The following is a 20,305-nucleotide window of genomic DNA, read 5'->3' as shown; positions in this document are numbered from 1 at the left end:
CCCCTGCGCGGCCGCCGCGCGGCTCGCCGCTCCCGTAGCGCCGCGCGGGGCGCAGCAGGGCCCGTATGGGCTGCCAGAGCTCCTGTGCGCGCTCCGGTGTGCCCCGCCAGAGCAGGCCGTCCGGATGGTGCAGCACCGCCGTGATCTCGTCCGGTGTGGGCGGTTCCGCGTTGCCGCGGAGATAGACGGCGCGCAGCCCCAGATTCCGCAGCCTGGTCAGGGCGCGGGCCCGGTTCATCGCATGGACCAGGATCCGGACCGTACGGCCTTCGCTCACCGGGCTGGGCACGGTCAGAGCCACCACCACGGTGCCGTTCGGGAGTCTGCTGAAGCCTCCACCTGCCATATGTCCTCAATCCCCCCGTAAGACGTCGTGTCAATAAGAGTCGGTAGGACGCACCTAAACACGATCGGCCGCCGCCCGCTAGAGGGCGACGGCCGATCATGGTTTGACCTGCGACGATGTCCGTTACTTGGTCGAGCGGTCCACCTTCACCGTCATCGTGGAGCCACTGAGCGGCTCGCTCACGATGGAGATCTTGGTGTTGGTGTCAGGAACGTCGACGGAACCCGTCGGGTTCTCCTTGTACCAGTAGGTGCCCTTGCGGTCGTCGAAGACCGGCTTGCCGGCCTGCGGCTTGATCCACTGCGCCTTGTCGGCGTTGTGCAGCTGGAACAGGTCCGTCGGGTACCAGCTGAACGACGAGTCGAACGTCTGGATCTTGTTGCGCATCACCGTGCCGTCGGCCCACTTCAGGGGCTTGGCGTGCGCGTCGACCGGCAGGATCAGACCCTTGCCGGGGTGGACGCTGGTGTTGTTGTCCTTCTGCGAGGTGTCCCAGAGCCAGACCATGAGGCCGTTCTGGTACGCGTAGTGCTCGACCCAGTCGTCCTTCGGCGCCTTGAAGCCGAAGTTGTACGGGCCCGACTTCAGGGTCGTGTCGTAGCTGACGTACTGCCGGTTCTCCGCGATGTAGAACTGGTCGTAGTCCTTGGTGAACGACTCCTCGATGCGCGAGAAGCCCTTCGAGGTCCAGCCCGCGTCGTCCGTCTCGGCGTTGTCGGTGAAGAGCGGGGTGCCGTCGGCGACGACGCTGATCGCGTCGGCCGCGAAGCCCTTGCCGCCGGCGCCGCCGTCCGTCTGGTAGCGGAAGCGGACGTCGATCTTCTTGCCCGCGTACGCGTCCAGCGGGTAGACGAGCTTCTTGTACGCGCCGGAGGGACCGGTCAGGGCCGGCTTGTCGCCCGCGTCACGGGTGATGGCCTTGCCGTCGGCGGTGCCGTCGACCGGGGTCCAGTTGGTGCCGTCCTCCGACACCTCGGCGTACAGGTAGTCGTAGTTGGCCTCGATGTCCCACCAGCCGTCCAGTTCCAGCGACGCCTTGGCCTTGCCGGTGAGGTCGACGGGGCGGCTCAGGGTGTTCTTGAGGTCGTCACCCATGTCGCTCCACCACTGCCTGGAGCCCTCGGCGGGCTTCACGACAGTCGTGGTGACCGGCTTCTTCGGCAGCTCGACGACGAGCGCCTGCGGGTTCTTCGTGTTGTACGCCGACACGCCCAGCTTGTGGGTCGACGCCGTCGCGGCCTTGGCCTCGTCGTAGTCGAGCCAGCCGAGCTGGAGCTTGTCCCAGGCGGTCATGTCGCCGGGCAGGTCGCCGATGGAGCCCTTGCCCCGGCCGAGCCAGGAGCCGGCGGACATCAGGGTCCAGTAGCCGGTGGAGTTCTCGCCGCCCGCGGTGTCGTACAGGTCGGGCAGGCCGAGGTCGTGGCCGTACTCGTGCGCGAAGACGCCGAGTCCGCCGTTCTCCGGCTGCATCGTGTAGTCGCCGACCCAGATGCCGGTGTCACCGATCTGCGTGCCGCCGGACTTGTTCTCCGCGGGGCCCGTCCTGCCGGCGTCCGTGCCGTACGCGTACCAGCGGTGCGCCCACAGGGCGTTCTCGCCCTCGGCGCCGCCGCCGGCCGACTCGTCCTCGCCCGCGTGGACGATCTGGAAGTGGTCGATGTAGCCGTCGGGCTCGTTGAAGTCGCCGTCGGCGTCGAAGTCGTAGCGGTCCCACTCGTCGTAGCTCGCGAGGTCCGCCTTGATCTCGGCGTCGGTACGGCCCTGGGCCTTCTGGTCGGCGGCCCAGGCGGCGGTGCCGTCGCGTACGGCGTCCCAGACGTTGGCGCAGTTGCTGTCGCCGCAGTAGTTGGAGCCGTAACGGGCCTCGTTGTACGTGACCTTGACCCAGTCGGAGACCTCACCGTCGACCGAGTAGCGGCCGGACGAGGTCTTCTCGTAGTAGGTCTTCAGCGACTCTTTCTGCTTGCCGTCGCTGTCCTTGCCCTCACCGAAGTAGAGGTCCTGGAAGTGCTGCTGGTTGTAGTCGGCCTGCCAGGCGGTGGAGTTGTCCACCTTCCGGTCGGGCTCGGCTATCTCGTTGTGCTGCGGGCCGGGCTCGCCGCCGTACTTCTTGATGGGTGCCTCGGGGCCGTCCGCGCCGTCCGGGTCGTACATGGTGGTGTCGTCGACCTCGTCGCCGAACTCCACCAGGATCGTGAATATCTTGTCGGTCTTCTCCCGGCCCAGCTCGACGTACTTCTTGTCGTCGAGCTTCACGACCTGGGAGCCGCCGCGCTTCAGGATCTTGGCGTCACCCGAGATCACCTGCTCCAGCGCGGCCTTGCGCTGCTGTTCCCGCTGCTTGCTGAAGGGGCCTTCGAGGTCGTGCTCGACATCGCCCTTCCGCGGCGCCGGATCGCGGCGCTCGATGCTCGCCGGACCTGATGTGGGGTTGCCCTCGGCCTGGGCCGGGGCGAGCGCCGACGCCGTCGCGGCAGCCGTGGCGAGTGCCACGAACACCGCGGACGCTCTGATCGCCCGTCGATTGATGGTCACTTGATGCTGTCCTCTCCCCGCACCCGGAGTCCGCGGACCGGCTGTGTGGGGATCCGCGCGCGGGGTGCGCGTCACAAGTGACGACATTCGACCGGAGTTGAAGGAGAAAAGACAGCCCTTGACTTGTGCAGGCCAAGTGCACTAGGGCCTGTCTTTTGGGTCAGGCCGGATCAGGGAGCGGGGTCTGGTGCGTGCGATCGCAAGGCGGAGGAGGGAGCCGACGCGGAGCGTCGGCGACCGACGACAACGCGGCGGGCGTGCGTGCCAGGGACCGCGAGCCCGGCAAGATCCGAACGACAGGCCCTGAGCACACCTTCAGTTCCGGTATCCGGACACCCCGGTGACCCGTCGGCGGGCGCATCGATATGTCATATCCAGGGGGCGCGTGACTCCGTGCGCCCCCCATGCTCCGGCGTCGTGGGTTAGGTCACGCTTACTGTCGGTTCCTGCCGGGCATCCACCGTCGTAGGGTCGTTCGACAGTGCGACTCCGCACGGACACGCGAGACACCCCCAACACCCCCGAAAACCACATCCGATCGCCCCGAGGGACGGATCAGCCATGCCGCGTCCGACTGCCGCACAGCTTGCCTACGGTTCCGCCACCGTCGTCCTCTCCACACTCGCGATGCTGCTGCTCTCCGGCATCACATCGGTCGTCGGCATCGCGGTGATCGCACTCTTCGCCCTCTGTCTCGGGCTTCTCGTCTCGGTGAAGGCGGTGCGGCCGCGCGTTTCGACGGCGGTGCGGCCGGTCCGTACGAGCCCCGCGAGCCACTCCGGCGCCGCTTCCGTCGTCCCGGTGGTGGGCCCGTCACCGGCCGCCGCCGAGAACAGGATTCCCGCGTCACTGCGGCGCTGACACCACGACAGTTCTCGCAGCCTTGTCGTGCAGGCCCTGCCGGTAGGGCCGGTCGAGCAGGATCAGGATCAGCAGGAGCAGCGGCCAGAGGCAGGCGCAGCAGATCAGTGCGGGCAGCCACAGCACGACGGCCCGCAGGAACGAGGCGCGGGAGTCGGGCACCCGGCCGTCGTTGAGCATCGCCACACGGATCTTGAAGAGCTTTTTGCCGACGGTCTGGCCGCGCCACCGCGTCATCACCGTGTCGTAGCCGACGTACGCGATGATCGTGATGATCCGGAAGACCCACTGGCCGCCGCCGTTCATGCCATTGACCGTGTCGTCCCAGCTGTTGGACTCGTCCGACCAGTGCCGGTAGACGCTGAACGGGATGGCGATCAGCGCGAGCGGGACCGCGACGATGATCCAGTCGACGATGCGCGCGAGGACACGCTTGCCCACGGACGCGAGCGGCGGCATCCCGCGGAGGGGATCGTTCGCGCCGTACGGGTCGCCGGGGGGCGGCGGAGCGGATCCGCCGTACGGGTCACCCGCCGGTGGCGGATTGGCGCCACCGTACGGCTGACCCGGCGGTGGCGGATTGGCCCCGCCGTAGGGCGGGGGCGTGCCGCCACCCGGGGGTGGGCCGCCGGGCGGCGGCGTCTCGCCGGGCGGCGGCTGCTTGCGGAACGGGTCGTCCTCGGGCGGCTGACCGGGCGGCGGCTGATCGTTGCTCATGGGGGCAGTGCACCGCGCCGCGTGCACGCCCGCAACGGATCACCCGCCGTTCGGGGGAGCCCCCGGCGGACAGGGCCTAGGTCCTGTCCGGTGGATCTTCGCGGAGAAGCCCGGGGCGTCTGGTGCGGTGCATCGCAAGGCGCCGAAGTGCCCGCAGGGTGGTTTCCTGTGGGCACTTCGGCAACGCGGCGAGGTGCCGCCCGCTGCGGCAGCGGCTGATGTCACTGCGGCGTCCCGGGCCCGCGAAGATCCGCTGGACAGGACCTAGGGGTGACCCGGCGTCACCCCGCGACGAAGGTGCGCGCGATCTTGTCGTGCCAGCACTGCCGCCACGGCCGGTCGAAGAAGCACCACACCACGTTCACGATGCCGACCACGAGCACCCCGAGCACGCTGTACACGAGCCAGCGGCGCAGGGCCGAGCCGAAGGACGGGGACTCGAACGACTCGATGTCCCGCACCTCGAGCCCGCACAGCTTCTTGCCGAGCGTGCGGCCCCACTTGGCGGTGGGCAGCGCCTCGTACAGGACGCCGATGACCAGCAGCGCGGCGAGCACCCCGCCGAAGTAGCCGCCGGTCGTGCCGTCGATCAGCCAGACGGTGACGGTCTCGCCGGTCTGCTTCGCCGCCTCGACCTTGTCGTCGATGTGCGCGAGCGCCTTGGACACCAGCGGTACGGAGACGGCCCCGACGATCCCGAGGAGCACGACGGTGTCGATCAGCCGGGCGGCGAACCGCTTGCCGAGCCCGGCGGGGCGGGCCGCCGCCTGGGCCTGCGCGGCCCGCAGGAACGGGTCGTCGACCGGTGGCTTCCACGGGACGACCGGCTGCCCCGACGCGGGGTCGCCCCCGGCGGACGGCGCCGCCGCCGACTGCGCGAGCTGGTGCACCTGCTGCGCCCAGGAGGCCGAGCCGCCGCCGGGGCCGGGGCCGGGCGCGACCGGGTTGGCGGGGGGCTGCATCGAGCGGGAGCCGAGCGCGTCCGGCTGCTGCGGGGGCTGAGGCGCCTGGGGCTGGGCCGGCGGGGCGGGCGCCGGTCCGGCGGCGCGGGGCCGCAGGGCGCGCAGCGCCATGGTGCCCTCGGTCTGGCCGGTACGTCCTGTGGCCTGCCGGCCCTGCGGTGCGCCGCCGCCGTCGGGCGCCTCGCCGCTCCGGGGCGCGGGCGTGGTGCCCTCGCCGGTACGGGCCCGGCCGCCCTGAGCCTGGCCCTGGCCCCCGCGTCCCGGGCGGGGGACGCGGATCGCGACCGTGCCCTCGTTACGGGGTGAGTCCTCGTCATCCGCGCCGGTCCCGGGGCCGGGTCCCAGGGACCGTACGCCGGGCAGCGCGCCGCCCGTGGGGTCGGCCGCGGAATCCGTGGCCTGGCCGGGCACCCGGGGGTCGCGCGTGTCCCTGGCGGCGTACCGGGGGTCCCTGGCGTCTTCCGGTTCCGGTGCCGGCGCGGATGACGGGGACTCGCCCCAGGAGACCCGGGCGTCGCGCTCCCCGCCGAAGCCGGACTGCCGCCGGGTGTCCGCCTGCCAGGCGGAGGCCGGTTCCTGACGGGGCTCCTCGGCGGGGTCCTCGTCGAAGAACATCGGCCCGGTCTCCTCGACCGCCGGGGTGGCCGGGGCCGGGGCCGGGGTCCGCCGGGCCGGGGGCGGGGTGGCCGCCGCGGCCACTCCCGGGGGCGGCTCCGGCATGGCCTCGCCGGCCTGCGGCGCGGGCCGGCTGGTGCCGGGTACCCAGGAGCCGCCGTTCCAGTACCGGACGTATCCGGGGATGGAAGGGTCCGGGTAGTAGCCGGGGGAAGGGCTGCCGTCTCCGGTTGCCGAGGTCGGGGCGCTCATCACCGTGGTCCCGTATCTCTTCGATGGGCTCAACTCAAGGGTCCACATCTATCAGACCACCGCATGGCCCAGGAGCCATCCGGCCGTTTGGACCTCGATTCGGTCACGAAAGAGTCACGGTAGGTCGCGGGAGCAAGTTCTTGGCCGAAGTCGCGTAATGGCGGCGGGAGTCGGCGCTCTCCATCGGTACGGCCCGCTCCCGGGCGTCGTACGACGAAGGAAGCACCTGACATGAACACCGTGGTGGAACGCGAGCTGGAACTCAATCTGGTGCTCTCGCCCGAGCACAGCGTCCCTGTCCCCGCCAGACTGACGTACCGCACGGACGATCCGTACGCGGTGCACATGAGCTTCCACATCTCTTCGGACACGCCCGTCAACTGGACGTTCGCACGCGAACTTCTGGTCGAAGGGGTGTTCCGGCCGTGCGGCCACGGTGACGTACGGATCTGGCCCACGAAGGTCGAAGGGCGCAGCGTCCTGTGCCTGGCGCTCAGCTCCCCCGACGGCGACGCGCTCCTGGAGGCTCCTTCGGCGGCGGTCTCGGCATGGCTGGAGCGGACGTTGGTGCTGGTGGCGCCGGGCACCGAGAGCGTCCGGCTGGGGATCGACGCGGGGCTGACCCGGCTGCTCACCCCGCTGCCGGCCGACGATCTGTGGCTGCGGAGCCCGTGGCCGTCGGACGAGTCCGCGGACGGCGAGTGCTGACGTCAGAAGAGCTTTCCGGGGTTCAGGAGGTCCAGCGGGTCGAAGGTCTTCTTGATGCCGCGCTGCAACTCCATGCCGACCGGGCCCAGTTCGCGGGAGAGCCACTCCTTCTTCAGGACGCCGACGCCGTGCTCGCCGGTGATGGTGCCGCCCAGCTCCAGGCCGAGCGCCATGATCTCGTCGAACGACTCGCGGGCGCGCCGGGACTCGTCGGGGTCGGAGGCGTCGAAGCAGACGGTGGGGTGGGTGTTGCCGTCGCCCGCGTGGGCGCAGACGCCGATCGTGAGGCCGTACTTGACGGCGATGCGGTCGATGCCCTCAAGGACCTCGGCGAGCCGGGAGCGCGGGACGCACACGTCGTCGATCATCGTGGTGCCCTTGACGGCCTCCAGCGCGACGAGCGCCAGCCGCCGTGCCTGGAGCAGCAGTTCGGACTCGGCGGCGTCGTCGGCGGGGACGACCTCGGTGGCGCCGGCCGCCGCGCAGAGTTCGCCGACGGCGGCGAGGTCGGCCGCCGGGTCGGCGGTGTCGAAGGCGCAGAGCAGCAGCGCCTCGGTGGTCTCGGGGAGGCCCATGTTCGCCAGGGAGTTGACGGCGCGGACGGTGGTGCGGTCCATCAGTTCGAGCAGGGAGGGGGTGTGGCCGCGCTCCATGATCCGGCAGATGGCGTCGCAGGCGGCGGACGCGGAGGCGAACTCGGCCGCGAGGACGAGCTGCCCAGGCGGCGCCGGCTTGAGTGCGAGGACGGCCTTGACGACGACGCCGAGGCTGCCCTCCGAGCCCACGAAGAGCCGGGTGAGGTCGTATCCGGCGACGCCCTTGGCGGTGCGGCGGCCGGTGGTCAGGAGGCGGCCGTCGGCGAGGACGACGTCCAGGCCGAGGACGTACTCGGCGGTGACGCCGTACTTCACGCAGCACAGACCGCCGGACGCGGTGCCGATGTTGCCGCCGATCGTGCAGGTCTCCCAGCTGGAGGGGTCCGGCGGGTAGTAGAGGCCGTGTTCGCCGACTGCGCGGGAGAGCACCGCGTTGACGACGCCCGGCTCGACGACCGCGATCCGGTCGACCGGGCTGATCTCCAGAATCCTGTCCATCTTGACGAGGGACAGCACGATGCAGCCGTCGGAGGCGTTGGCGGCGCCGGAGAGTCCCGTACGGGCGCCCTGCGGCACCACGGGGACGCGCAGGGCCGTCGCCGTGCGCATCACGTGCTGGACCTGCTCGACGGTGCGCGGCAGGACGACCACCGCCGGGGAGCCCGCCTCGCAGAAGCTCGCCATGTCGTTCGCGTAGGAGGCCGTGATGTCGGGGTCGGTGATCAGGGCTTCTGCGGGCAGACCGGCTCGCAGCTCGGCGAGGAGGCCGTCCGTGGCGACGGTGGCTGAGGAGGCGGTGGGCGCGGCCGCGGCAAGGTCATCCATCATCCCAGCGTGGCACCCCGGGGCCATCGGTGTGAACCCGTCTGCGATCCACATCCACAAGAATGAGTATGGTCGTCATATTGACGCACAGTAATCACATGGATGCCAAGAAGATCTTGAACACGCGGCACACGCGGCACACGGGGCACTTGGGGCACTTGGGGCACTTGGGGCACATCAAGAGGGCCGCGCTGGCCGCGGGTGTGGGGGCGGTACTCGTCGTGGGCGTTCTGGTGTTCGTCCCGGACGGGGACGAGGCACCTCCCCCACCCGGCCCCGAGGCGCGGGCGCGGGCCGCCGTCGGCGCGGGCGGACCCGCCTCGCTGCCGGACGTGGCGGCGCTCATCAGGGACCGGGAGGCGTGGCTGCGGGAGAACCCGAAGGACGCCGGGTCCTGGGCGGTGCTGGGCGCGGCGTACGTGGAGCGGGGCGGGCTGCGGGCGGACACGGCGTACTACCCGAAGGCCGAGCAGGCGCTGCGGCGCTCGCTCGCCGTCACCCCCGGCGAGCGGCGCAACCCGGCGGCGACGACGGGGCTGGCCGCGCTGGCGAACGCGCGGCACGACTACGCGGCGGCCAGGAAATGGGGCGAGGCGGTACGGAAGGCGGCCCCGGAGCGCTGGACGACGTACCCGGTGCTGATCGAGGCGTACAACGGGCTCGGCGACTACACAGCGGCGGGCAGGGCGCTGGACAAGCTGCGGTCGCTGCGCTCCGGCGTGCGCGTGCTGTCCGTGTCGTCGGTGGTCTACCGCGACCGGGGCTGGCGCGAGGACGCGGCGGCGAAGGCGGACGAGGCGGCGGGGAGGGCGGCCACGCCCGCCGAGAAGGCCGGCGCGCTGAACGCGCTCGGGGGGCTCGCCTGGGAGCGCGGCGAGCCGAAGGAGGCGCTGCGTTACTACGACGCCGCGCTGAAGGTGACGCGGGACCACCACCCGTCGCTGGCGGGCCGGGCGCGGGCCCTCGCGGCGCTGGGCAGGACCGAGGAGGCCGGGCAGGACTACCAGGCGGCTCTCGCGGAGCGCCCGATGCCCGAATACGCCATGGAACTGGGCGAGTTGTACGAGTCGCAGGGGCTGGGCGGGGACGCGCGGAGCCAGTACGAGCTGCTCCGGGACCGTACGGCAAGGGCGCAGGCCGACGGGGTCAACGAGGAGCTGACGCTGGCCCGTTACGAGGCCGATCACGGCAGTCCCCGGGCGGCGGTGGAGCGGCTGGAGTCGGAGTGGCGGCGCGGCCACCGGAGCATGCGGGTGTCCGACACGCTGGCGTGGGCGCTGTACCGGGCGGGTGACGCGGAGAAGGCACTGCCGTACGCGAAGCGGGCGACGGAACAGGGGATGCGGAGCGCGCTCTTCTCGTACCACCGGGGAGAGATCGAGCGCGAGCTCGGGATGGAGGGTCCGGCGCGCCGCCATCTGGACGAGGCGCTGCGAACGAACCCCCACTTCTCGCCGCTGCTGGCGCCGAAGGCACGTGCGGCGCTCAAGGAGTTGGGCGAGCTGCCGGGCGGCGGTCCGAAGGACATGTACGGCGACGGGGAGAGCACGCCGCTGACGGCACAGCCCACGGCGCCGTCGGCCGCGTCGTCCTCGACAGCGCCCGCACCGGCGTCGTCGCCCGCGCGGTCCGCGGCACCGTCCGCGGCTCCGGCCGTGCCGTCCGCGTCGCCGGCCAGGCCGGAGCCCGTTCCCACGCCCACGCCGCCCGTATCGGCACCTTCCGCCGCCCGAAACTGAGCGACCGCCGCCGCTGGGCCCGAATCTGGGTCCTGAGGCCCTGCGTCTGGGCCCGTCCTCGTCCCTAGTCTCCGTTTCCCCCTGGGAAATGGCTGACGGCTTGGGCGAGGAGTCCAGATGAACGGCACGGAGTGCGTACGGAGTTCACGTCGGCCACGCGACAAGGGTCAGGGCGGTGTCGAGTATGTCGCGATGATCGGCGTCGTCGCCGCGGTCGTCGCCGCGATCCTGGCGCTGACCGTCCCCGCCGATACGGCCGTGGGCCTTCAGGACGCGGTGTGCCGGATCGTCAACGCGGGCGACGGCGGTGACGGCTGCGACTCCGGGGGCGGCGGTGGGGACGACGGCGGAGGGGGAGGTGGCGGGGACGGCGACGACGGCGGGATACCCGGCGACCCCTTCCAGCCCGCGAAGTGCCTGCTCGCCCAGGAGCAGACGAAGGACACGGTCGTCGTCCAGATCGTCTTCATCAAGATCAGCGGCTCCGAGCAGGTCAAGCTCCAGCAGTGGTCGGACGGCACCGTCACCCTGGAGCGCGTGGGCGAGGGCGGCATCGGCGCGACCGCCAGCATCTCGGCCGGGATTCCCGGTCTGAAGGACTGGGGCGGCAGCGCGTCGCTGAGCGGCAGCTATATGAAGGGCAGCGGCAGCGGCGGTCAGTGGTTGTTCAACGGCAACAAGACCGGCGACCCCCAGAAGGACCTGGAGCTGAATCTGGAGGACGCCAAGAAGTTCGCCTCGTACCTCAAACAGAACGACGGCTGCCGCTACCAGAGCGGCTACAACCCCGGTGCGGCGATGGGAGCCTGCCAGTCGGACGCGGCTTCCAAGAAGCCCGACCTCGAACCGGAACTGGCGCCGGACGTCGACATCACCAAGACCAGCACCGAGGCGGCGGGCAGCGTCAGCTTCGGCAAGTCCTTCACCAAGGGCAAGGGCGGGAAGGACAAGGACGGCAAGCCGACCGATCTCGGCAACATATCCGGCGAGTTCGGGACCGGCACCATGACCGAGGACGTCGTGGTGATGCGCGCCAACACCGGCCCGGACGCGGGCAAGATCACCTTCATCTACACCTTCAGCGTCGACGCCAAGGGCGGCGAACTCGCCCAGGGCAAGGCCACGCGGATGCAGCAGGTCGCCGTCACCTACGACGCGGCGACGTACGACCAGGAGGAGAAGGACGGCAAGGAACACCGGCCGGAGAAGCTGGTGATCACCACCAGCCAGGAGAACGGCGAAGGCGCCGGCTTCCAGGGCGGCGCCGGCGCGAACGTCCCCGGCACCCCGGTGACCATCGACGTCGGCGGCGGAGGCGGCACCATCAGCTCCCAGATCCACACCGAGTCCGCCGAGGTCGTACTGGACAACGACGGGGACAGCAAGACGGTCGAGGACTGGCTGCGCGGTCGCGGCGACTTCCCCGCCAGCGACGCCCTGCCGACCCCCTCGGAAGCGGCGGAGGCACCGGGCAGCGACGCGGGGCCGCTGGAGCGCCTGATGCACGACAAGGGCAAGCTCTCCCGGCTGGACTACAACGCCAACACCGACTGGTGGAACGCCTCACTCGGCATCGGCTTCGGCATCTCGGCCGGACAGATCACCGCGGGGTTCAAGCTCTTCGGCATCGACATCACGCACGAGGAGAAGAACCAGGCGATCACCGGCAACCCGACGTACGCCAAGGGCCCCAAGAACGGCGGCGCACGGGAGTGGGTGGAGTGGAAGAACTGCACTCAGACGAAACCGATCGTGTAGGGCGTGTCTTTTGGATCAGGCCGGAGCGCGGGTCCCGAGAGGGACGAGGCACCGTACGCGGAGCCGTCACGCTGCCGTGACGACCTCGTTAACCCCGCCCCTGGTGAGGAGACATCCGGCACCTCCGATGGCAAGATCTGCGCAACTCACAACACCCTGTGGGCTGTTGCCCGTTCCCGCGTTGTCCGTTCCCGCTTGGAGGCGTCTTGTCCCCGCGCACCGTGTTCGTGTTGCCCGTAGTAGCCACCGCCGCCGCCCTCGTCGCCATGACCGGATGCACGAGCACCGAGACCACCGGGTCGTCCGACGGCTCGAAGGTGGAGCTGGTGAAGTCCGGGAAGCTCACGACCTGTACCCATCTGCCGTACGAGCCCTTCCAGTCCCGCCAGGACAACAAGATCGTCGGCTTCGACGTGGACCTGGTGGATCTGGTTGCCAAGGAGCTCGACGTCACCCAGGAGATCGTGGACACGCCTTTCGAGGGCATTCAGACGGGCGAGGACCTCAACGCCCGTAAGTGTGACGTCGCCGCCGCCGGCATGACGATCACGCCCGTACGTGAGGAGAACCTGGACTTCTCCGCCCCCTACTTCGAGGCCACCCAGGCGCTCATCACCAAGAAGGGCGCCGGTTACGACTCGCTGGCGGGCCTGAAGGGCAAGAAGCTGGGCGTCCAGCAGGGCACGACCGGTGAGGAGTACGCGAAGAAGAACGGCAAGGACGTGGAGACCGTCCAGTTCGAGGACCTGGCTCTGCTGCTCACGGCCGTGAAGACCGGCCAGGTCGACGCCGCCGTCAACGACAACGGTGTCCTCTTCGAGTACGTGCGCAAGAACCCGGACACCGAGGTCACCGCCGAGTTCGAGACCGGCGAGCAGTACGGCGTGGGGGTGCGCACCGGGAACGACGCGCTGCGCGCGGAGATCGACAAGGTGATCAAGGCGGCCCAGGCCGACGGCCGTTACGACGCCATATACAAGAAGTGGTTCCCCGCCGCCCCCAAGAGTTGAGGAGCCAGCACCGATGTCCATGTCCCGCCGACAACGGGTCCGCCTCGTCCGAAGTGCGCAGTACGCCGTCCTGGCCGTCGTGCTGGTCGTCGTCGCCCAGGCCACCGACTGGGGCGAGATCCAGCGGGCCTTCTTCGATGTCGAGGTCGCCAAGGCCCAGTTCCCCGACATCATCACGACGGCGCTGGTCAACACTGTCGTCTACACCCTGCTCGGCTTCGGGTTCGGGCTGGCGCTGGGGCTGCTGCTCGCGCTGATGCGGCTGTCTCAGGTGCCGCCGTACCGCTGGCTGGCCATCGTCTACATCGAGTTCTTCCGGGGCGTTCCGGCGCTGCTGGTCTTCATCGCCCTCGGGTTCGGTGTGCCACTGGCCTTCCAGGTGGCGATCAACCAGTACGTGACGGTGATGCTGGCCCTGGGCCTGGTCGGCGCCGCGTACATGGCGGAGACGATCCGGGCGGGTATCCAGGCCGTGCCCAAGGGGCAGACGGAGGCGGCGCGTTCGCTCGGGATGTCGCAGAGCCGGGCGATGGTCTCGATCGTCATCCCGCAGGCCCTGCGGATCGTACTGCCGCCGCTGACCAACGAGTTGATCCTGCTGACGAAGGACTCGTCGCTGGTCTATCTGCTGGGTCTGTCCCTGTCACAGTACGAGCTGGCCAAGTTCGGCCGGGACGCCCTGAACCAGAACCGCAGCCTGACCCCGATCCTCATCGCCGGTCTCTGCTATCTGGTCATCACCCTGCCGCTGGGTCATCTGGTCCGGCGGCTCGAAGCGCGTACGGCAAGGGCGAGGTGAGCGCGGTGGAGGAACCGGTGGAGCTGGACCGCGAGGCACCGGCCATCGAAGTACGGGCTCTGCACAAGTCGTTCGGCTCGCTGGAGGTCCTCGCCGGCATCGACTTCACGGTCGCGCGCGGCGAGGTGGTGTGCGTCATCGGCCCTTCGGGGTCCGGCAAGTCGACGCTGCTGCGCTGTGTGAACCGGCTGGAGGAGCCGACGTCGGGCACCATCCTGGTGGCGGGCGCGGAGGTCACCGACCCGGACGTGGACATCGACAAGGTGCGCCGCGGCATCGGGATGGTCTTCCAGTCGTTCAACCTCTTCCCTCATCTGACGGCTCTTCAGAATCTGACGCTCCCTCAGCGCCGGGTGCTGGGGCGCGACAAGGCGGAGGCGGCGCGGGTCGCCCGCGAGCGGCTGGCGCGGGTCGGTCTGACCGACAAGGAGTCCTCGTATCCGGCCCAGTTGTCCGGCGGGCAGCAGCAACGGGTGGCGATCGCACGGGCGTTGGCGATGGACCCGCAGCTGATGCTCTTCGACGAGCCGACGTCCGCGCTCGACCCCGAACTGGTGGGTGACGTCCTCGCGGTGATGCGCTCGCTCGCCGACGAGGGGATGACGATGCTCGTCGTCACGCACGAGATGAGCTTCGCCAGGGAGGTCGCCGACCGGGTCGTCTTCATGGACGGCGGGGTCATCGTCGAGGAGGGGCCCCCGGCCCAGGTGATCGGCGCCCCGAGCCATGCCCGCACCCAGTCCTTCCTCTCCCGCGTCCTCGACCCGGCCGCCGCCGGGCTGAGCGAGGGCAGGGCGCGGACCACGAAGGAGTAGCGGGACGCGACGCGGCGCGGCCCCACGGTGAACTCCCGTGGGGCCGCGCCGTGTCGCACGTGCCGGGCGACGCCGGACGGTGTCGTACGACGGGACGGTGTCGTACGACGGATCAGAGGTTGCCGCGCCTCTCCTGCTCCCGCTCGATCGCCTCGAACAGGGCCTTGAAGTTGCCCTTGCCGAAGCCCATCGAGCCGTGCCGCTCGATCATCTCGAAGAAGACCGTCGGCCGGTCCTGGACCGGCTTGGTGAAGATCTGGAGCAGATAGCCGTCCTCGTCGCGGTCCACGAGGATCTTCAGCTCGCGCAGGGTCTCGACGGGAACCCGGGTCTCGCCCGCCCACTCGCCGAGGGTGTCGTAGTACGAGTCCGGGGTGTCGAGGAACTGGACACCGGCCGCGCGCATCGTGCGTACGGAGCCGACGATGTCGTTCGTCGCGAGCGCGATGTGCTGGACGCCCGCGCCGCCGTAGAACTCCAGATACTCGTCGATCTGCGACTTCTTCTTCGCGACCGCCGGCTCGTTGATCGGGAACTTCACCTTCAGGGTGCCGTCGGCCACGACCTTCGACATGAGGGCGGAGTACTCGGTGGCGATGTCGTCGCCCACGAACTCCTTCATGTTCGTGAAGCCCATGACCTTGTTGTAGAACGCCACCCACTCGTTCATCCGGCCGAGTTCGACGTTGCCCACGCAGTGGTCGATGGCCTGGAAGGTGCGCTTCTCGGGGCCCGCGACGATCGGGGCGGCCTCGGCGAAGCCCGGCAGGTACGGGCCCTCGTACCCGGTGCGCTCGACCAGGGTGTGGCGGGTGTTGCCGTAGGTGGCGATGGCGGCGAGTACGACGGTGCCGCTGTCGTCCTTGAGCTCGTACGGCTCCTGGAGACCGGTGGCGCCGTTCGCGGTGGCGTAGGCGTACGCGGCACGCGCGTCCGGCACCTCGATGGCGAGGTCGACCACACCGTCGCCGTGCTCGGCGACGTGATCGGCGAGGAAGCGCCCCCACTCGGTGGACGCCTTGATGACGGAGGTGAGGACGAAGCGGGCCGAGCCGTTCGTGAGTACGTAGCTCGCGGTCTCGCGGCTCCCGTTCTCGGGGCCCGAGTAGGCGACCAGCTTCATGCCGAACGCCGTCGAGTAGTAGTGGGCCGCCTGCTTGGCGTTGCCCACGGCGAAGACGACGGCGTCCATTCCCCTGACCGGGAAGGGGTCGGCGTCGCGCGCGGTGGAGGGGGCTGAGTCGAGGTTCACCGAGGTGTCTGCCATGACGGCAGCGTCTCCCCGTTCCGCAAGGTGCGCAACAGTTCGCGCATTCGCTGGGCAGTCTGTACAGCCGGGGGCGAGGATGACCGGACCATCTGCACAGGATGACCACCACGAACCGCCCCGGGAGGCGCCATGGGTATCGACGGGCTCGACGGCAGGCTCATCGCCCTGCTGGCACGGGAACCGCGCATCGGGGTGCTGGAGGCGTCACGCCGGCTGGGGGTGGCGCGCGGCACCGTACAGGCGCGGCTGGACCGTCTTCAGACCAACGGAGTCATCCGGGGATTCGGTCCGGACGTCGATCCGGCCGCTCTCGGCTACCCAGTTACGGCGTTCGCAACCCTGGAGATCAAGCAAGGACAAGGTTCGGATGTCCGGGCCCATTTGAGCGGCGTTCCAGAGGTTCTCGAACTGCATACCACCACCGGAACCGGGGATATGCTCTGCCGACTCGTCGCTCGTTCGAACGCCGATCTCCAACGGGTGATCGACCGGGTTGTCGGTTTCGCCGGTATTCAGCGGGCCTCCACGGCGATCGTCATGGAGAACCCCGTTCCGCTGCGGATCATCCCGCTGGTGGAACAGGCAGCCCAGGACACCGACGGCGACCGGCCACCCGAACGGCCGGGTGGCTGACCGACTCCGACCCACCAGAGAGGAGCGCCGTGGACTTCTGGGACTATCTGGCCAACCGCCACCAGCAGTTGCTCACCGACTCGTTCCAGCACGCCAGCGCCGTCTTCCAGTGCATGGTCATCGCCACCGTCCTGGGTGTCGCCATCGGCGTACTGACCTACCGCAGCCCCTGGGGCGGCAATCTGGCGGTCCTCTCCACCGCCGCCGTCCTGACCATCCCCTCGCTGGCGGCCATCGGTCTGCTCATCCCGCTCGTCGGGCTCGGCGTCGCGCCCACGGTGATCGTGCTGACGCTGTACGGGCTGCTGCCCATCGTCCGTAACGCCGTCGTCGGACTGCGCGGCGTGGACCCGGACCTGGTGGACGCGGCCAAGGGCATCGGCATGTCGCGCACCGCCCGGCTGCTGAGGGTCGAGCTGCCGCTCGCCTGGCCGCCGATCCTCACCGGCATCCGGGTCTCCACCCAGATGCTGATGGGCATCGCCGCCATCGCCGCGTACGCGTCGGGGCCCGGTCTCGGCAACGAGATCTTCCGTGGCATCGCCTCGCTGGGCAGCGCCAACGCGATCAACCAGGTACTCGCCGGAACGATCGGCATCGTCATTCTCGCCCTGCTCTTCGACGCCGCGTACGTCCTGCTCGGCCGACTGACCATCTCAAGGGGGATCCGTGTCCGAGACCACTGACCCGACGCCGGTCCACGCCGCGGACGACGCCTCGAACGGCGACCAGGCCGTGGTGCGGGCCGGAGCCGTATCCGCCGACGGCGCGGACGGCGCGGACGGCGGCGCCTCCACGAGCGCCGCCTCCACGAGCGGCGCCACCATCCAGCTCGACGGCCTCACCAAGCGCTACCCGGGCAGCCCCAACCCGGCCGTGGAGAACGTCTCGATGGAGATCAGGGCGGGCGAGACCGTCATCCTCGTCGGCCCCTCCGGCTGCGGTAAGTCGACCACTCTCAAGATGATCAACCGGCTGATCGAGCCCTCCTCCGGGCGCATCAGGATCGGCGACGAGGACGTCACCGACATGGATCCGGTGAAGCTCCGCCGGCAGATCGGCTACGCGATCCAGTCCTCCGGTCTCTTCCCGCACATGACGGTCGGCGAGAACATCGCGCTCGTACCGAAGATGGCCGGCTGGTCCAAGCCGAAGGTGAAGGACCGGGTCGAGGAGATGCTCGACCTGGTCGGGCTCGACCCCCGCGAGTTCCACGGCCGTTATCCGCGTCAGCTCTCGGGCGGTCAGCAGCAGCGGGTGGGCGTCGCGCGGGCGCTCGCCGCCGATCCGCCGGTGCTGCTGATGGACGAGCCGTTCGGCGCGGTCGACCCGATCACGCGCGACCATCTCCAGGACGAACTGATCCGTCTCCAGCACGAGTTGCACAAGACGATCGTGTTCGTGACGCACGACTTCGACGAGGCGATCAAGCTCGGCGACCGGATCGCGATCCTGCGGGAGCGCTCACACATAGCGCAGTTCGACACCCCCGAGGCGATCCTCACCAACCCCGCCGACGACTTCGTCTCCGGCTTCGTGGGCGCGGGGGCCGCGCTGAAGCGGCTGAACCTCACGCGCGTACGGGAGGTGGAGATCGCCGACTTCCCGTCGGTGACGGTCGAGGACCCGCTCCAGTCGATCTTCAACAAGCTGGGCAGCGGCCCGCACAACGAGCTGCTGATGCTGGACCGGAAGAACCGCCCGTACAAATGGCTGCGCCGCGGCGACCTGTCCCGCGCCAAGGGCTCGCTCGCCAACGCGGGCCAGTTGGTGCACCACACCGTGACCAGGGACGCCACCCTGCACGACGCGCTGGAGGCGGTCCTGACCGAGAGCGGCGGCCGGGTCGCCGTGACCGGCAGACGCGGTGAGTACATCGGTGTCGTCGACATGGAGACGCTGATGACGTCCGTCCAGGAGCTGCTGGAGGCGGACCGGCTCACCGCCTTCGAGCACCAGCACGAGCTGGCGGAGCAGCGCCGGCAGCGGACCGGCCAGGAGCCGGCGGGCGGTGCGGACGTATGACCTCTCCCGCGCGCAGCCGGCGCCCACCGGGCGAGCACGACGTCAAGGGGCACGCCTTCCGGGACGAGGAGTCGGAACCGGCCCCGCCGCCGGCCGCCCCGGAGCGCCGGATAACCCGGGCCAAGCTGCTGACGGTGCCCTCGGTGGTCGCGGTTGTCCTGCTGCTGACTTTCGCCTGGATCACGAATGTGGAGCTCGATTCGATCGCGCGGAACTCGCTCGCCAACGGAAATGTGCGGCTCCGGCTGTGGCAGCACGTCGAACTGACCACGGTCTCCACCTTCTGGGTGCTGGTCATCGCGATCCCGCTGGGCATCGCGCTGACCCGGCGCGGGCTGTCCAGGGCGGCGCCGGTCGTGACCGCGCTGGCCAACATCGGACAGGCGACCCCGGCACTCGGGCTGCTGGCGCTGCTGGTGATCTGGCTGGGCATCGGCCCCTCCACGGCGATCATCGGGATGGTCGTCTACGCGGTGCTGCCGGTGCTCGCCAACACCGTGGCGGGTCTGCGGGCCATCGACCCGCAACTGGTGGAGGCGTCGCGCGGCATCGGGATGTCGCCGCTCGCGACGCTGGGCAGGGTCGAACTCCCGCTGGCCGTACCGCTGATCCTGGCGGGCGTACGGACGGCACTGGTACTCAACGTGGGTACGGCGACACTGGCGACCTTCGGCGGTGGCGGCGGGCTCGGTGACCTGATCACCTCGGGCATCCAGACGCAGCGCATGCCGGTCCTGATCCTGGGCTCGGTGCTCACGGTGACGCTGGCGCTGCTGATCGACTGGCTGGCCTCGCTGGTCGAAGTGGTCCTCACCCCGCGCGGACTGGAGGAGCGCTGATGCGCCGGACGAACAGAAGGCTTGTGACGGGTGCGTTGGCGCTGGTGCTGAGCGCCGCCACGCTCGGCGGGTGCGGTCTCAAGAGCGGCTCCCCGATGGTGGACGAGGTCGCCCCGGGCTCGGTCGGCCAGGGTGAACCCCTCAAGGGCGCCTCGCTGACGGTGACTTCGAAGAACTTCAGCGAGAACATCATCCTCGGCCAGATGATCGGCCTGATCTTCAAGGCGGCGGGCGCGGAGGTCGTGGACCGGACGAATCTGCCGGGCTCGATCAGCGCGCGCGAGGCGATCGTCAAGGGTGACGCGGACGCGATGTACGAGTACACGGGCACGGCATGGATCACCTACCTCGGCAACGAGAAGCCGATCACCGGCTCGCGGGACCAGTGGACGGCCGTACGGGACGCGGACCGCTCGCACGACGTCAGCTGGCTGGCGCCGTCCACGCTCAACAACACGTACTCGCTGGGCATCAGCAAGAAGAACAACGCGAAGTACCGGCTCAAGACGATGTCGGACGTCGCCGCCCTGTCGAAGAAGCAGCCGGGCGGGATCACAGTCTGCGTGGAGAACGAGTTCGCCTCGCGGGAGGACGGGCTGCCGGGAATGGTGAAGGCGTACGGGATGAAGGTCCCGGCCTCCAGCGTGAAGAAGATGGACGCCGGGATCATCTACACCCAGGTCTCCAAGTCCAACTCCTGCCTGGTGGGCGAGGTGTTCACGACGGACGGCCGGATCAAGGCGATGGATCTGGACACGGTCGCCGACGACAAGCACTTCTTCCCGAACTACAACGCGGCGCCGGTGATCCACAGTTCGACGTACGAGAAGTACCCGGAGATCGCCGGTCTGCTCGACCCGCTGAGCGAGCGCCTCAACACGGGGATCGCGCAGGAGCTGAACGCGAAGGTGGACGTGGACGGCCAGGATCCGCACGAGGTGGCGAAGGACTGGCTGATCGAGGAGGGCTTCATCAAGGAGGGCTGAGGGGGGCGCCGGCC

General features: G+C 69.8%; 17 protein-coding genes and 1 pseudogene. 12 read left to right on the top strand and 6 right to left on the bottom strand.

Translation table 11 applies throughout. From position 1 onward, the window contains the following. Positions 1-43: 43 nt before the first annotated feature. Positions 44-346, bottom strand: a pseudogene (locus OIE74_RS24720) (hypothetical protein); the annotation flags it as partial. A gap of 123 nt (positions 347-469) precedes the next feature. Then, entirely contained in the window at positions 470-2,881 is a 2,412-nt protein-coding gene (locus OIE74_RS24715; RefSeq protein WP_329387184.1) for an immune inhibitor A domain-containing protein, read from the bottom strand. 561 nt (positions 2,882-3,442) lie between these two features. Between OIE74_RS24715 and OIE74_RS24710 the strand changes: the two genes are divergently transcribed. Then, complete coding sequence (locus OIE74_RS24710) at positions 3,443-3,742, top strand: hypothetical protein (RefSeq protein ID WP_329387182.1); 300 nt, start codon at positions 3,443-3,445, stop codon at positions 3,740-3,742. On the opposite strand, the gene OIE74_RS24705 is transcribed toward OIE74_RS24710, so the two are convergent. Both OIE74_RS24705 and OIE74_RS24700 read right to left on the bottom strand, forming a co-directional pair. Further along, positions 3,728-4,459: an RDD family protein gene (locus tag OIE74_RS24705; protein WP_329387180.1), complete on the bottom strand. Its 732-nt coding sequence runs from the start codon at positions 4,457-4,459 to the stop codon at positions 3,728-3,730. The genes OIE74_RS24710 and OIE74_RS24705 overlap by 15 nt on opposite strands. A 281-nt stretch (positions 4,460-4,740) precedes the next feature. Continuing rightward, the gene (locus tag OIE74_RS24700; RefSeq protein ID WP_329387179.1) at positions 4,741-6,288 is read right to left on the bottom strand and encodes an RDD family protein; all 1,548 of its coding nucleotides are present in this window, start codon (positions 6,286-6,288) and stop codon (positions 4,741-4,743) included. Between the two features lie 231 nt (positions 6,289-6,519). Between OIE74_RS24700 and OIE74_RS24695 the strand changes: the two genes are divergently transcribed. Further along, on the top strand, positions 6,520-6,996 hold the full coding sequence (locus OIE74_RS24695) for an SsgA family sporulation/cell division regulator (RefSeq protein ID WP_329387177.1): 477 nt from the start codon (positions 6,520-6,522) through the stop codon (positions 6,994-6,996). Positions 6,997-6,998: 2 nt separating this feature from the next. On the opposite strand, the gene OIE74_RS24690 is transcribed toward OIE74_RS24695, so the two are convergent. Further along, the gene (locus OIE74_RS24690) at positions 6,999-8,417 is read right to left on the bottom strand and encodes an FAD-binding oxidoreductase (protein ID WP_329387175.1); all 1,419 of its coding nucleotides are present in this window, start codon (positions 8,415-8,417) and stop codon (positions 6,999-7,001) included. 98 nt (positions 8,418-8,515) lie between these two features. On the opposite strand from OIE74_RS24690, the gene OIE74_RS24685 reads away from it, so the two are divergent. From OIE74_RS24685 to OIE74_RS24665, 5 genes are all read left to right on the top strand, one after another. Continuing rightward, complete coding sequence (locus tag OIE74_RS24685; RefSeq protein ID WP_329387173.1) at positions 8,516-10,156, top strand: tetratricopeptide repeat protein; 1,641 nt, start codon at positions 8,516-8,518, stop codon at positions 10,154-10,156. 117 nt (positions 10,157-10,273) lie between these two features. Continuing rightward, complete coding sequence (locus tag OIE74_RS24680; protein WP_329387171.1) at positions 10,274-11,914, top strand: hypothetical protein; 1,641 nt, start codon at positions 10,274-10,276, stop codon at positions 11,912-11,914. A 266-nt stretch (positions 11,915-12,180) separates the two neighbouring features. Then, entirely contained in the window at positions 12,181-12,924 is a 744-nt protein-coding gene (locus OIE74_RS24675; protein ID WP_329392430.1) for an ABC transporter substrate-binding protein, read from the top strand. Positions 12,925-12,937: 13 nt separating this feature from the next. After that, on the top strand, positions 12,938-13,723 hold the full coding sequence (locus OIE74_RS24670; RefSeq protein ID WP_329387169.1) for an amino acid ABC transporter permease: 786 nt from the start codon (positions 12,938-12,940) through the stop codon (positions 13,721-13,723). 5 nt (positions 13,724-13,728) lie between these two features. Next, a complete protein-coding gene (locus tag OIE74_RS24665) occupies positions 13,729-14,538 on the top strand; it encodes an amino acid ABC transporter ATP-binding protein (RefSeq protein ID WP_329387167.1) in 810 nt (269 codons plus the stop codon). 112 nt (positions 14,539-14,650) lie between these two features. Here OIE74_RS24665 and hppD read toward each other — a convergent pair whose 3' ends face one another. Continuing rightward, a complete protein-coding gene (hppD, locus tag OIE74_RS24660) occupies positions 14,651-15,805 on the bottom strand; it encodes a 4-hydroxyphenylpyruvate dioxygenase (protein WP_329387164.1) in 1,155 nt (384 codons plus the stop codon). A gap of 132 nt (positions 15,806-15,937) precedes the next feature. Between hppD and OIE74_RS24655 the strand changes: the two genes are divergently transcribed. From OIE74_RS24655 to OIE74_RS24635, 5 genes are all read left to right on the top strand, one after another. Next, a complete protein-coding gene (locus OIE74_RS24655) occupies positions 15,938-16,441 on the top strand; it encodes an Lrp/AsnC family transcriptional regulator (protein ID WP_329387162.1) in 504 nt (167 codons plus the stop codon). A 29-nt stretch (positions 16,442-16,470) separates the two neighbouring features. Beyond that, entirely contained in the window at positions 16,471-17,127 is a 657-nt protein-coding gene (locus OIE74_RS24650; RefSeq protein WP_329387160.1) for an ABC transporter permease, read from the top strand. A gap of 139 nt (positions 17,128-17,266) precedes the next feature. Continuing rightward, positions 17,267-18,466 (top strand): ABC transporter ATP-binding protein, encoded by a 1,200-nt coding sequence (locus OIE74_RS24645; protein ID WP_329392429.1) that lies wholly within the window; start codon positions 17,267-17,269, stop codon positions 18,464-18,466. Continuing rightward, a complete protein-coding gene (locus OIE74_RS24640; protein WP_329387158.1) occupies positions 18,463-19,305 on the top strand; it encodes an ABC transporter permease in 843 nt (280 codons plus the stop codon). Before OIE74_RS24645 ends, OIE74_RS24640 begins: the two co-directional genes overlap by 4 nt. Further along, entirely contained in the window at positions 19,305-20,291 is a 987-nt protein-coding gene (locus OIE74_RS24635; protein ID WP_329387156.1) for a glycine betaine ABC transporter substrate-binding protein, read from the top strand. The genes OIE74_RS24640 and OIE74_RS24635 overlap by 1 nt, the downstream gene beginning before the upstream one ends. Positions 20,292-20,305 lie beyond the last annotated feature (14 nt).

This window comes from Streptomyces sp. NBC_01716 (assembly GCF_036248275.1).
In the GTDB taxonomy this organism is placed as follows: domain Bacteria; phylum Actinomycetota; class Actinomycetes; order Streptomycetales; family Streptomycetaceae; genus Streptomyces.
This window is presented reverse-complemented; position numbering and strand designations above follow the sequence as displayed.

Bases quoted from the DNA above. Each gene is read 5' to 3' on its own strand.
- OIE74_RS24710 (WP_329387182.1), top strand. From the start codon at position 3,443: ATGCCGCGTCCGACTGCCGCACAGCTTGCCTACGGTTCCGCCACCGTC.
- OIE74_RS24705 (WP_329387180.1), bottom strand. From the start codon at position 4,459: ATGAGCAACGATCAGCCGCCGCCCGGTCAGCCGCCCGAGGACGACCCG.
- OIE74_RS24700 (WP_329387179.1), bottom strand. From the start codon at position 6,288: ATGAGCGCCCCGACCTCGGCAACCGGAGACGGCAGCCCTTCCCCCGGC.
- OIE74_RS24695 (WP_329387177.1), top strand. From the start codon at position 6,520: ATGAACACCGTGGTGGAACGCGAGCTGGAACTCAATCTGGTGCTCTCG.
- OIE74_RS24690 (WP_329387175.1), bottom strand. From the start codon at position 8,417: ATGGATGACCTTGCCGCGGCCGCGCCCACCGCCTCCTCAGCCACCGTC.
- OIE74_RS24685 (WP_329387173.1), top strand. From the start codon at position 8,516: ATGGATGCCAAGAAGATCTTGAACACGCGGCACACGCGGCACACGGGG.
- OIE74_RS24680 (WP_329387171.1), top strand. From the start codon at position 10,274: ATGAACGGCACGGAGTGCGTACGGAGTTCACGTCGGCCACGCGACAAG.
- OIE74_RS24675 (WP_329392430.1), top strand. From the start codon at position 12,181: ATGACCGGATGCACGAGCACCGAGACCACCGGGTCGTCCGACGGCTCG.
- OIE74_RS24670 (WP_329387169.1), top strand. From the start codon at position 12,938: ATGTCCATGTCCCGCCGACAACGGGTCCGCCTCGTCCGAAGTGCGCAG.
- hppD (WP_329387164.1), bottom strand. From the start codon at position 15,805: ATGGCAGACACCTCGGTGAACCTCGACTCAGCCCCCTCCACCGCGCGC.
- OIE74_RS24655 (WP_329387162.1), top strand. From the start codon at position 15,938: ATGGGTATCGACGGGCTCGACGGCAGGCTCATCGCCCTGCTGGCACGG.
- OIE74_RS24640 (WP_329387158.1), top strand. From the start codon at position 18,463: ATGACCTCTCCCGCGCGCAGCCGGCGCCCACCGGGCGAGCACGACGTC.
- OIE74_RS24635 (WP_329387156.1), top strand. From the start codon at position 19,305: ATGCGCCGGACGAACAGAAGGCTTGTGACGGGTGCGTTGGCGCTGGTG.